Origin of the sequence: Solibacillus sp. FSL W7-1324 (genome assembly GCF_038008025.1) — a bacterium.
In the GTDB taxonomy this organism is placed as follows: Bacteria; Bacillota; Bacilli; order Bacillales_A; family Planococcaceae; genus Solibacillus.
In genome coordinates, this window is the sequence record NZ_JBBOYH010000001.1 from 3,270,378 (window position 1) to 3,282,940 (window position 12,563).

The window sequence follows — 12,563 nt, forward strand, 5'->3', positions numbered from 1 at the left end:
TATTTGGGTTCTCCGCCGTGGTGTCGTAATATCAGTTGTTGTTAGCAAAAATATTCTTGCTAACCCTGCCAATCCCTTCGCCTAAGCGATTTCTGGCAAACGTTTCATACCATACATTAAGCGGCGTTCTTCGGCCATTTCATCTTCACTTTCCAATGAACGTGAATGCGGGAAAATATTTTCCTCCATCCCGATAATGAACACAACAGGGAATTCCAGCCCTTTTGCGGCATGCATCGTCATTAAAATGATCGTACCTTTCGCTTTTTCCTCTTCATCTAAAGAATCAATATCAGCAATGAGTGCAAGATCTGTTAAAAATGCCACTAATGACTGGTCTTCACTGCGCGCTTCAAAAGCCTGGGTTACTGTTAAAAACTCTTCGATATTTTCAAGTCGGCTTTCCGCTTCAATCGATTTTTCCGCTTTCAGCATTTGACGGTATCCTGATTTTTCAAGCACTTCTTCCACAATCTCTGTTACCGATAGTTCATGCTGACGTTCGCTCAATGAACGAATCATATTATAGAAATTTTCAGCGGAATTGGCTGCCTTCCCTGAAAGCCCCATAAATACAAGCTCACCCATCGCATCGAAAATTGAGCGGTCGCGTTCCATCGCATAAACAAGCATTTTATCAAATGAAGTCGCACCGATCGCACGTTTAGGTTCATTGATAATTCGAGCAAGCGACAAGTCATCATCATTGTTTGCAATTAAACGTAAGTAAGCAAGCAAATCTTTAATCTCTTTTCGGTCATAGAACTTTGTACCGCCAACGATTTGGTAGTTCATATTCGATTTTACGAGCACATCCTCGATTACACGTGACTGTGCATTCGTACGATATAAAATAGCAAAATCATCCAGTTTGTAATCTTCATCCTTCATGAGTTTTTGAATCGTGCGTACGACATACTGCGCTTCGTCCTGCTCATTGCCAGCTTTATAAAGCTGGATCTTTTCGCCTTCCGGATTTTCTGTTCGCAGTACTTTTTTATAGCGGTCTTTATTCTTTTCAATGACGCTGTTTGCTGCTTGTAAAATTCGCTTTGTTGAACGGTAGTTTTGCTCAAGCATAATAACCTTTGCTTCTTTGTAATCTTTTTCAAACGATAATATATTCGAAATATCGGCACCGCGCCAACGATAGATCGATTGGTCCGAATCCCCTACAACACAAATATTTCGGAATTTCTTCGCCAGTAATTGCACGAGCAAGTATTGCGATTTATTCGTATCCTGATACTCATCAACGTGAATATACTGGAATTTGTTTTGGTAAAATTCAAGTACGTCCGGCGCTTCATTGAAAAGACGGATTGTCAGCATAATTAAATCGTCAAAATCGAGACTTTGATTTTGTCTTAATCGTTTCTGATAGCCTTTATATACTTGTGCGACAATCTTTTCGAATGGGTTATGCGGATTCATATTCGCTTCAAAGCCGTCCACAGTAATGCATTCGTTTTTTGCCGAACTGATTGTATTTAAAATAGCTCGCGGATCATATTTTTTCGGATCGATATTATCCTGTTTCAATATATTTTTTATAACCGTCAGCTGATCTGAACTGTCTAGAATTGAGAAGCTTTTCGAATAGCCGATCCGGTCAATATTACGTCGCAAAATGCGTACACACATTGAGTGGAATGTAGATACCCACATGCTTTCCGTTGTTCCGTTTCCTAAAATCCCGTCAATTCGTTCACGCATTTCGCGGGCAGCTTTATTTGTAAACGTAATGGCCAGAATTTTAGAAGGATACACTTCGCGCTCAACGACTAAATAGGCTATACGGTGAGTCAGCACCCGTGTTTTTCCAGAACCGGCACCCGCCATGATCAGAAGCGGGCCTTCCGTTGTTTTCACCGCTTCAGCTTGCTGTGGGTTCATTCCCGCTACTAAATTTTTTGCTATATGCTCCATATTGCACCTTCCTATCTAAAGAACATTTGTTCCTATTATATAACACTTTTTACTGCTTGTACGGTTTTTAATGCCGCTTTTAAATCATCATAAATAATATTTCCAACAACTATAGTATTGGCATGTGCTGCCATTTCCTTCGCTTGTTCTACCGACGTAATGCCGCCTCCATAAAAGAGCTTTGTTTCATTTAAAACTTCAGCTGTTGCTTTCACCATTTCGATATCGCCATATGCACCGCTGTACTCTAAATAAAAGATCGGCAATTTAAAGTAATTTTCAGCCATTCGTGCATAGGCCACTACATCTTCTACCGTCAAATCCGTTTTTGCATCTGTCACCTGTGCCACTTTACAATCCGGATTCAGTACACAGTAGCCCTCTGCTACAAGCTCTTCCCAAATCAGTACATCGCCGTATTCTTTAATCGCTTCATGGTGCAGATCTTTCACCCATTTTGTATCACGGCTATTCAATACGGATGGAATGAAATAATAGTCATACCCCGGTGTAATGCTATCCACATTTGAAATTTCAAGCGCAATCGGTACTGAAAAACGACGGACGCGAACGAGCAAATCCAAAACGCCATCCAATGTCACATCATCTGTCCCGCCAACTAATATAACATCCGTACCCGATTCGCAAATCTGCTCTAATGCTTCGTCCGAGATTTCCTTTGCGGGGTCCAGTTTAAATACATGTCTCCAGTTTAAATATTCCATGAATAAATCCACCTATTCTCAAAAATTTTATATAGAACTTTTCATTATCTTAGTTTTTATTGACCATCTCTTAGTATAACGAAAATCGATGAAATATTAAAAGACTGAGCGGGTGAATCTGCTCAGTCTTTTAAGCTTGCTCATATATTTATGATTGGGCGCTTCTTTACTTTGACGTAAATGGCTTTTCGTCCGGATAAAGACGGCCCAGCATTTCATCATAAGTGTCATTTCCGTAATCAAAGCAACGACGTACACGGGAAATTGTTGCTGTTGAAGCACCAGTTTCCTTTTTAATTGTTTCATACGTTTTTTTCAAACGTAATAAATGTGCAACTTCAAATCGCTGTGCCAATGATTGGATTTCACTAATCGTGCACAAGTCATCGAAAAATTTATAGCATTCCTCAATATCTTTTAACTCTAGAACAGCTTTAAATAACTGATCTGTTTGATGACCGCGAATTTTTTCAATTTGCATGTGCCCACCATTTCCTCTCTACTCTGAATATATAACAGATGCCGCTAAACCGGGAGATGTTGGTACGAAATGTATCCATGTCTTTCCTTGAACTAACTTTACTTCCGATCCATCTTCTTCAACTGCCACGAGCAGGCCATCTGCATTTTTCCATTTTACTTCACGTATCGTCCCAGCCTGGGCTACATACGCGTTGCCGCCACCTGTAATTGTAATCTCGCGTCGCCCCGCGCTATCTACAATTCGATGAGGCATTTCAAAAAATAAAATATTGGCTAATTCGATGGATTCATTTGTTTCGTAATCGATTGTTTCTACATTTGCAGAATAACGCTTGTACTGATTCGTTTCGGCATTGTAAACATACTGACTGTTAAATGAACCGCTATTATTATATTTCATCGATACTTCATTAGCCGTTGTTCCTATTTTAACACTATCTTCGGCTTCATAGAATGGGTAGGACACTTTTTTCTGATAAAGTAGTGAAGTCCCCGTTTTTTCGGCACCGGCCTTTACATTTTCACCCGAAATATAGGAATTGTGCGGAGCCACCCGTGATGATGAACGCTTGAAGTAAGTACCATCATAGTGCATTCCATTAATATTATCGACAACTCTTCGTTCAAGCATCGATTTCGCTTCAGGACTGTATCCGTGTGCAATATAAAATGCGTCCAGTCCTTTTGCGATATCAACGAAGTACGATCGCGCACTGCGAATCGGTCCGATAGATTCAGGAAGTTCAGACTGGTAAAGTGCTAAAAAGCGTGTCACATCACCTTCCGCCAGCATTTCATATACAACATCCGCCTGTGCAAGTCCAGATTGCGGACGTGCTTGCGGATGATTATTAATCGTTGCAAGTATTGGGCGCATCGTCACTTCTTCTGCCACACGTTCCCCTGTAAATGGTGTAACAAATGGCAAAATTTCTTCCGCCTCCGCTACGATAATATCTTTCTCTACCTCTGTTTCTTCTATCTCTACAACAGGCTCCTCTGTTTGTTCTTTATCGGAACAACCTGCCGTTAAGGTTATGCCTAATAGCGCTAACAAAAATATACTGCGTTTCATCGTGCTACTCCTCTCATTTTTTTCGGTTTATCGCATTACAGCAGGTAGCATAACCTTATTTTTCATGACATCAAAAATCCCACGTGTCGTAATTCGAATATATGGTAAATGTGTCGATTGTAAAAACAGCAATGTATAAATTGCATCTGTATGGTGATAACCACGTTTTTTCAAAGCACTCTTTAATGCAAGTTCCAGCGGTATTACTTCTTCCACTGACCCATCATATATAGATCCGGCCAATGTTAATGGAATACTTGTTACAATTTGATTGTCTTCAACAAGTACAATCCCGCCATTCATTTTTTTCAGTTCCTGGAATGCATGCTGCATATCCTGTACCGATTTTCCGATTAAAATAATATCTCCGGTATTGGAATACGATGAAGCAAATCCTTTTACATGTGTCGCAAATCCTTTGATCATCGAGTTGATACGCCATTTCCCATTGCGGTCGACAAGCATTAAATAGCTCTCATCATGTGCTGTAGATAATGTATGATGATATCCGAGATTTTTTATACTATACGGCTTTGTGATCACATCATTCACCATTTCCACGCCAATCGGCATCGAGAATTGAAAATCTCCATCATGCAAATCAAAATCGATTTTCAAATCACCGAACAGTGATAGGTCAACAGCCGGAAATGCTTTCAAATCATGATTGTCTCTCTTAAGCCATACGCCTTTTGATATGACTGCTTCAGGTGTCGGCGAATATTCGTCCGCCAAAATATTAATATTTGCATATCGCCCTGTAGCAAGCAGTCCGTGCAGATTTGTCATATTATAATAGCGCGCAACATTATAACTTGCCATATTATAGGCATCAACCGGACGCACACCAGCTTCAAGGGCTGCACGAATACATTTATCCATCACACCATCTTCATGGAAACTTGGTGTGGATCCATCTGTCGTCATCATCAACTGATCAAATATTTCGTAGCCTTTATCGACCACCGCTTTTAATAATAGCGGTAAATCCGGGCGAATAGAAGAGTAGCGGAGAGTAACAGCATAACCATGCTGCAAGCGCGCTTCAATATCTTCAATCGTCATGGATTCATGATCACCATCGACTCCAAGTAAACGCATTTTAGCTAATGTTTTTTCAGATGCTCCCGGTAAATGTCCTTCGATTTTTTTCCCTTTATGCTTAGCTGCCTGAATCCAGTAAAGCATTTGGTCATCCCCACGCATTAGACGAGGCCATCCTGTCAGCTCTCCGCCAAGCAGTACGTCATGACGGTCAAGCCATTCCAATACTGAGGCATTTGAGTATAGTTCCCTTTCATTTTCAAGCTCTGTTTGCGAATCAAAGCGACTCCACCAGTAAAATGAAAACGGCAATTTGGCAAGCTCGTCCATAAAAGAAAACGCTTTCTTATTTTTCATTAAAGAAACAAGTGTCATATTGTCTGAAATGAATGTGGTTGTGCCGGTCTGTGCACTAAATTCTGCGAAACTGTGAGGGTTGTACAATTGGAATGGATGCACATGCGGCTCAATATAGCCTGGTACCACTACTTTTCCAGCGAGATCAACAACCTCTGTTCCTTCAATATTTGCAGGCAGTTCCTTCCCTACATAAACGATGCGGTCATTGGATATCCAGATGTTTCCCGTTGCCCAACTTTTCATCATACTATGTAAGTACTTTGCATTTTTTAAAACTAGACTCGGAGCAGCATGCCCATCAATGATACTAACTTGCTCTCTAATACTATTTAACTTCCAACTAATTTCCGGCATATTCTGCACTCCTTTCAACTTTCTCACCATAATATAAGGACGCTCATAACTTTTCCAAGATGCTTATACCAGCTCTAAAAAATATACTGCTGCGATTCAAGTAGCTTCAGCAATTGTCGTTAACAGCTGCTGAAGCTAGATTAATGCGTATCGATTTAAAAGAAGAACACATACTTAATTCAATATATTTTGCTTTATGTAGGCAATTGCTACAATATTCCTTTTGGTGAATTAATCGTAACATAGCACTTTCATAAAGCAAAGTGTTTCCAAAATAATTTTGAAATTTTCTAAAAAAAGGAGTGAACGACAATTGCTAACCCCTAATATTTCCGAAACAAACGCTTTTATCCGTATGATGTGCGGTGTTGCCATGACCGCATTCGGTGTCGGGAGAATCGCTCATAAACCACAATGTACGGTTGGCAAAATGATGATTGTTGCCGGTTCGATGAAAGTGGCGGAAGGATATTATCAATATTGCCCAGTCGTTGCAATGGCCAAATCAGAGCAGATGAACGAAATGATGCCCGTCAATGATTAAGAGGTGGATCTAAGGTATATGGAATAATTTTATGTAAGTAAAGTAGCAATAAATTAAAAAAGCGCTATATCGATTGAAAGAATATAGCGCTTTCGGGTTTATAGGTTTCAGTAATAACTTTTATGCGTTTATGAAATTGTAATACCAGCACTTGCCGTACCTGTCAGTGCAGCAGCTAATGTAACTCCTGTTCCAGTAATTGAGTAAACCATTAATAAACGGTCGCCTTGTGCAACAGGAACCGGTGGCACATTTGCTGATCCGTAAGATGTTTGACCAATAGAGATAAGCCCTTCATATGGTGGTGTCAACGTAACTCTAGCATTTGTAGCAGTGAATACTGAACTTCCTGCAGGTGCACGGTAAATTTGAGCTGTAACCGATACCGATCCTAAACCAAGGTCAAGGGCAGCTAATGCAGTGAATGATGCAGAGATTGCTGTAATACTACCATTACGTGGAACCGCAAATGCTTCAGTAACAACACCAGACAAGTCAATTGTATTCCCTACAATTGTAACTCCAGGAATCGCAGTACCGAATCCAATCAAACTCGTTGTACCAACTAGTCCCCCGGCAAGCGTAGTTAAAACAGCTGGTGTAATACCGGAAGAGAATGGAATGATCGACCCTGTATTTGGTGGTGTACAGCCAGGTCTTATAGCTCTGAAAGGTCCTAAGTTTACGCAATTTGATCCACACGGATGTAAATTACTCATGTTCATACTTTTAGAACACATACACATATTTTTCACCTCCTTCGCAATTATTCTATTCACCAATCAATAGAATCAAAGGGCAATTAACTAGTAATCAAATTTTGTATTTTAGTTTTTTGCATTGGCGAATCGACAGCTTGTTCGGGCAAAAAAAAACCATCCTAGTGAAAGGATGATTTTAAAAAGCTTTTCTATTTATTTTCGGAAAATATTAAAGAACGAGGAATTCCATTGTTTCTTTGTCTTTTCTTCCCCAGAATCTGAATTATCCGTACTTTCTTCAAACGTTAATTCCATACTTTCCAGCTGCTCTTCATCCCATATTGAACTGCCTTCGTTTGTTTCATCTAAATCAACTGTTTGTAACTCTTCAATTACAACAGACTCAACTTCAAGAAGTTGAGGACTTACGATACTACTTTCAGTTACGTTCTTAATGAGAGCTGGAGGCGTTTCTTCAGGATCATTCGCTGACCCAGAGTCGTCTGAAACTTTATTTAAAGTCGGTAAAAAGGCTGCATCACCTTTTGATGATTTAGTTGGTTTGAGCGAAGCTTTATTTAAAGAAGTCCTACTTACACTTTGATGTGGTGGATGGTAATTTTTTTGGAAATAATGCTGGTTAAAATAGCGTTCATCAACTTGATCTGCTTTATATTCAATCTGTTCTTCCGCTTTCGGTTTTTCTTCCTCTTTTTGCAGTTGGATTACTTGATTTGTTAAGTTTCTCAACTGCATATATGAAGGCTGATTTGGTAAAGCAGGTGCAGGTGCGCTTTCCTTAGTCCCGTTTTGAAGATATCTCATCGTACTATCAAGCTTTGGAGCACTAGTTTCTTCTACTAACGGCTGCACTTTAATTTCCGCTTCCGCCTTTTCCTCTTTTACACCATTTAACTTCTTCGATATTAAAATAATTTCTTTCCCCATTTTTTCAACCGTCTTAGTCAATGCAGCAATCTGCATTTCAAATTGTTTCGCTTGCTCTTCATAAATAACCGTTTGTGTTTGTTGTTTTTCTTCCATCGTTTTTGTTAATTCTTCAATATAGGTTAATTGGCTTTTTAATGCTTCGAATTCATTTTTCATTACTTGGAAATCTTCAAACGATGTCCCCATTTTCAATGTCATCAATGTATTTCTGTACCCAGAGATTTTTAATTTCAACTTTTCAATTTCCTGGAGAGTATAGGTTGTGGATTCTTCCATTTCATTCACCACCTTTCAATCCGCATCTCCTCATATTTTATTGACGTTAACTCATGTATGTGACAAACACTTCATCTTTGCTGTTGTTTTTAATTAAAAAGTCACAAAAATAGGCTATGATCAACTAACGGCTGAACATCGCCTAATTCTGGAATTCCCATCAGCTAAACTATTTCTTTGCCTATGCACTTCTATTTAAGCGTCATAAAATACAAACGAAAGATAAAAATATAGAAGGAGGTGACAAGAACAATGAAGGAAAAAATGCCAACGCAACAAGAACTTATCTGTATTAATGTGGAAAAGGTGTATGACTGGGTTGTGAAAGATATGTCTTTTGAATTCACTCCAACAAGCCCAATCACGTTTCCTGGCTTACCAGTAGATGCAGTTGTCGGAGGAGCTCAAGTTACATGCCAAGTAGTACCAGCAGCAGTTAACCCTGTTGTTATTATGAGCCGTGAAAACCGTACATTTACGATTGACGGAACATCTGTTTATTTACAACAACTTATGATTCAAAAGAACTTCACTGTGACAATTTGCATCACATTAGCGAATGGAACAACTTACACAAGTAACGGCTTTGAAATTTCACGCTGCGAACATGTTGTAATGTGTGCACCTAAAGGGACAAATGTTGATGTAACATATACAGATCTTGATTGCTTCGTATGCTCAACTGGTCCATTCTTCAACAACGGGGACGGTACAATTACATTTGAGAATCTATCACTTTCAATCGCAGTTTGCCAAAGCATTCAATCAACATTCCCAGTAACAGTAGAATTTTTGGCAGACTACTGTGAACCACGAGCAGATTTACCATTTGCTTGTGCACCAGCATCTCGCCCTAACAACTGTGCTGTTGTTTTCCCATAATATTATGAATCAGTGTTATCACCAACTTCATCGTCATATAATAAAGAAAGGGAGAAACACCCTTTCTTTATTTTGCTTACATAAGCAAATAAAATTTAACCGTAAGGAGGAGGCATTTCCAGTGCCCAAACGCTCCCACCCTTTCGAAATAAAGTTAAATGCGCTGCAAAATCAAACCCAAACTTATCTCCACGAAATAAAAGAACTCATCGGAAAACTTCCTAACTCCAACAATACCAAGGTTATTAGTTATTTTACTTCCACTTTTAATATATCCCATCAATTAGATCAGGAGAGTTTATGTTTAGGCTCTTATCATATTTACAATATCGGTAATGAACCATTACTAAACCCTTCTATTTGTATAACGTTGCCTGAATCATCCCCTTTTTCATTTAGTGGCCGGTATGTACACGAAAAGCTCCAACAACGGCTAACAGGGCAGAATGAATGGCTGCGATTCTCAAAAACACCAAACAAAAACGAGTACTGGCTTAAACCAGTGAGCAAAACATCAATCGAACCGAATGAAATCATTTCTTTTACAAATTTCCAGATAAGATGGGCTCCAAATAAATCTTATGCTGGAAGTATTACAGGCTTTACTTATTGTGACCAGTTTCAAGATGGGGTTGCTGTTGTAAACCCTATTAATTTAAGTGTCATTCATTTGGAACAGGAGGAAACAACATAAACGAATTTGAAGATAAACAAGAACAATCTGAAGTACTACCAATCGAAAAGATATTAAAGCAATTCATGAAAGAACATTTTTCATCGATAAAAGATGAGCTTCAGGAAAATAATAATAGCTTCATTTTTCTTGAAAAAAGTTCACTTAATTTATTATTGGCCTATTTGTTATCAAACAATAAATATGAAACTTCATCCCCTGTGAATGAAGAAGATGAAAAAAAAGCTGTGGAAAAAATAAATCAGCTCATTAATGAAAATGAAAAAGAATTTCAGGAGATTATAGGCTTACTGAAAGATATGACATGATAGGAGGGATCCATGTGGATATTGAAAGTGTGAAAAATAAGGACGTACTACAACTGCAGCAAACTATTATCTTTTTAAAATCAGAAATCGCGAAATATCAAAACGAGATATCCACCCTACAAAGTATGGACTATTATTCAATGGTAAATAGTCTAGAGCAGGAACTCAGTCAGTTAGTAAACGAGAAAAAAGAACTTTCAATGGAACTAATGATGATGAGGAAAAGCTTTGAAAAAGAGCTGAGTGAGCTGCATGAAAATATTCAGTTACGTGAAGAGCAAAGAATAAAATTGATTTCTTCCATTGAATCACTCGTGGAAAAAAAAGAAAACTTACAGAAAGAAAACAAACAATTAAAAGAAACAATCGAAAAAACAGCTAAAGCCGAAATTCCTGAAGCCCGTTCAGAAAACTATATCCAGGCCGTAGAAGAACTGGATCATTTGCTGCGTTCATTCATGAACAATAACAATGAACAATTAATTTCTCTGAGTGAAACGATCAATCAACAGCACGATCTATTAAAGGATATTAAAAATAAGAATGATGAAATTCAATTTACCCTTGAAGAAATGGCACAAATCAAAGAGCCTGAACATAGTAATTATTCGCCAACCGATGAACAATCCATAACCCGCATCAATCTTGAAAACCAGCTCCAAAATTTATTCATTCAAGCTACCAGTTTTGAAACAGAGCTTGATGAAAAATTACGTATACTCGATGAATTTGATGACAAGTTACTATTACTCGCCATGGAAATTGAGAAACATAAAAAAAGCGATATTTAGCAGACAACTGAGAGAGTAGAAAAGGCGACACGTCAAAACGTATCGCCTTTCTTTTATTTAAACGTTCTCCACCCAATATCCCCACGGAAGAAGAAGTTCGTCCACTCTTTTTTCGCAAGTTCAGCATATACTTTTTCCTGCGCTTCCTTTAAATCCGCTGCTTCTGCTGCGACTAGTAGCACACGGCCTCCGTTCCCGACGAACTGGCCATCTACCAGCTTCGTACCTGCATGGAATACTGGTAGTTCGATGTCATTTAAGCTAGGAAGTGCATTGCCTTTTACGACATCTCCTGGATAGCCTTCAGCTGCTACTACTACTCCTAGCATTGCTGCATCTTTCCATTGTAGATCAAATGGTTTTTCTTCCATTAAGCTAATCATAAATTCACCGAAGTCAGATTCCATACGTGGTAATACAACTTGTGTTTCCGGGTCACCGAAACGTGCGTTAAACTCGATGACTTTCGGACCTTTAGACGTTAAAATTAAGCCAGCATACAGTATACCAGTGAATGAGACACCTTCTGCATCCATTGCTTTTACAGTTGGCTCAACGATTGTGTCGTATGCTACTTTTACAATGTCTTCAGAAATTTGCGGTACAGGTGAATAAGCACCCATTCCGCCAGTATTTGGTCCTCTATCACCGTCATATGCACGCTTATGATCTTGTGCAATGACCATTGGGTAAATTTGCCCTTTATGTACAAAACTCATGAAGCTGAATTCTTCGCCATCCAGGAATTCTTCCACAACAACACGTGAAGAAGAATCGCCAAAACGCTGGTTACCGATCATATCTTCCACCGCTTCAATTGCTTCTTGTTCCGTCATGGCTACAATTACACCTTTTCCGGCAGCTAACCCGTCCGCTTTAATAACAATTGGAGCACCTTGCGCTTTAATATAAGCTACTGCTTTATCTGCTTCTGTAAATGTTTCATGCGATGCCGTCGGAATATTATATTTGTTCATAATCTCTTTTGCATAAGACTTCGAACCTTCGATTTTAGCCGCCGCTTTTGTTGGACCGAAAATAACCAAGCCCTGCTCATTGAAGTAGTCAACGATTCCTTCTGCTAATGGCTGCTCGGGACCTACAAATGTTAAAGCCACATCATTTTCTTTTGCAAACTGTGCAAGTGCTGCGAAATCCAGTGCATCGATTGCAACAACTTGTGCATCCTGCTTCATTCCGTCATTTCCTGGTGCTACGAATACCTTTTGTACAGATGGTGCATTGTTGAATTGCTTCGCGATCGCATGTTCACGACCACCACTACCGATTACAAGAATGTTCATATTAGCTTCCCCTTTTATAGAAATTTGGATAAAAAAAACGCCCGCCAAATTTTAGGCGAGCGTTTTTCATTAATGGTCGTTTACACTGCGCTACCCGACCAAAAGTAGTGCTGTGCATCTTACAATCAATGATTATTTTATT

Annotated in this window: 12 protein-coding genes and 1 pseudogene; 5 read left to right on the forward strand and 8 right to left on the reverse strand. The window is 39.0% G+C overall.

Features of this window, described 5'->3' with window-relative positions:
* Positions 1 to 111 precede the first annotated feature (111 nt).
* The 5 genes and pseudogenes from pcrA to MKY71_RS16375 all read right to left on the reverse strand — a co-directional run.
* Positions 112 to 1,929 (reverse strand): annotated as a pseudogene (gene pcrA / locus MKY71_RS16355) (DNA helicase PcrA); the annotation flags it as partial.
* Between the two features lie 35 nt (positions 1,930 to 1,964).
* A complete protein-coding gene (locus tag MKY71_RS16360) occupies positions 1,965 to 2,654 on the reverse strand; it encodes a heptaprenylglyceryl phosphate synthase (RefSeq protein ID WP_339173864.1) in 690 nt (229 codons plus the stop codon).
* 166 nt (positions 2,655 to 2,820) lie between these two features.
* Entirely contained in the window at positions 2,821 to 3,135 is a 315-nt protein-coding gene (locus tag MKY71_RS16365; protein ID WP_008408714.1) for a YerC/YecD family TrpR-related protein, read from the reverse strand.
* Between the two features lie 18 nt (positions 3,136 to 3,153).
* Complete coding sequence (locus tag MKY71_RS16370) at positions 3,154 to 4,212, reverse strand: DUF3048 domain-containing protein (protein ID WP_340733348.1); 1,059 nt, start codon at positions 4,210 to 4,212, stop codon at positions 3,154 to 3,156.
* A 27-nt stretch (positions 4,213 to 4,239) separates the two neighbouring features.
* Complete coding sequence (locus tag MKY71_RS16375; RefSeq protein ID WP_340733350.1) at positions 4,240 to 5,970, reverse strand: adenine deaminase C-terminal domain-containing protein; 1,731 nt, start codon at positions 5,968 to 5,970, stop codon at positions 4,240 to 4,242.
* A 313-nt stretch (positions 5,971 to 6,283) separates the two neighbouring features.
* Between MKY71_RS16375 and MKY71_RS16380 the strand changes: the two genes are divergently transcribed.
* The gene (locus tag MKY71_RS16380) at positions 6,284 to 6,514 is read left to right on the forward strand and encodes a YgaP family membrane protein (protein ID WP_339173874.1); all 231 of its coding nucleotides are present in this window, start codon (positions 6,284 to 6,286) and stop codon (positions 6,512 to 6,514) included.
* Between the two features lie 128 nt (positions 6,515 to 6,642).
* On the opposite strand, the gene MKY71_RS16385 is transcribed toward MKY71_RS16380, so the two are convergent.
* Both MKY71_RS16385 and MKY71_RS16390 read right to left on the reverse strand, forming a co-directional pair.
* On the reverse strand, positions 6,643 to 7,260 hold the full coding sequence (locus tag MKY71_RS16385; RefSeq protein WP_340733352.1) for an exosporium glycoprotein BclB-related protein: 618 nt from the start codon (positions 7,258 to 7,260) through the stop codon (positions 6,643 to 6,645).
* Positions 7,261 to 7,428: 168 nt separating this feature from the next.
* Positions 7,429 to 8,442, reverse strand: a complete 1,014-nt coding sequence (locus MKY71_RS16390; RefSeq protein ID WP_340733354.1) for a hypothetical protein — start codon at positions 8,440 to 8,442, stop codon at positions 7,429 to 7,431.
* Between the two features lie 252 nt (positions 8,443 to 8,694).
* On the opposite strand from MKY71_RS16390, the gene MKY71_RS16395 reads away from it, so the two are divergent.
* From MKY71_RS16395 to MKY71_RS16410, 4 genes are all read left to right on the forward strand, one after another.
* Positions 8,695 to 9,324 (forward strand): hypothetical protein, encoded by a 630-nt coding sequence (locus MKY71_RS16395; RefSeq protein ID WP_339173879.1) that lies wholly within the window; start codon positions 8,695 to 8,697, stop codon positions 9,322 to 9,324.
* 121 nt (positions 9,325 to 9,445) lie between these two features.
* On the forward strand, positions 9,446 to 10,018 hold the full coding sequence (locus MKY71_RS16400) for a hypothetical protein (RefSeq protein WP_340733355.1): 573 nt from the start codon (positions 9,446 to 9,448) through the stop codon (positions 10,016 to 10,018).
* A gap of 65 nt (positions 10,019 to 10,083) precedes the next feature.
* On the forward strand, positions 10,084 to 10,326 hold the full coding sequence (locus MKY71_RS16405; RefSeq protein ID WP_339173883.1) for a hypothetical protein: 243 nt from the start codon (positions 10,084 to 10,086) through the stop codon (positions 10,324 to 10,326).
* Positions 10,327 to 10,340: 14 nt separating this feature from the next.
* Positions 10,341 to 11,117 carry a multidrug ABC transporter ATPase gene (locus tag MKY71_RS16410; RefSeq protein ID WP_340733357.1) on the forward strand — a complete coding sequence of 259 codons (777 nt, stop codon included), beginning with the start codon at positions 10,341 to 10,343 and terminating at the stop codon, positions 11,115 to 11,117.
* A gap of 53 nt (positions 11,118 to 11,170) precedes the next feature.
* Here MKY71_RS16410 and purD read toward each other — a convergent pair whose 3' ends face one another.
* On the reverse strand, positions 11,171 to 12,421 hold the full coding sequence (purD, locus tag MKY71_RS16415; RefSeq protein ID WP_340733359.1) for a phosphoribosylamine--glycine ligase: 1,251 nt from the start codon (positions 12,419 to 12,421) through the stop codon (positions 11,171 to 11,173).
* Positions 12,422 to 12,563: the final 142 nt, after the last annotated feature.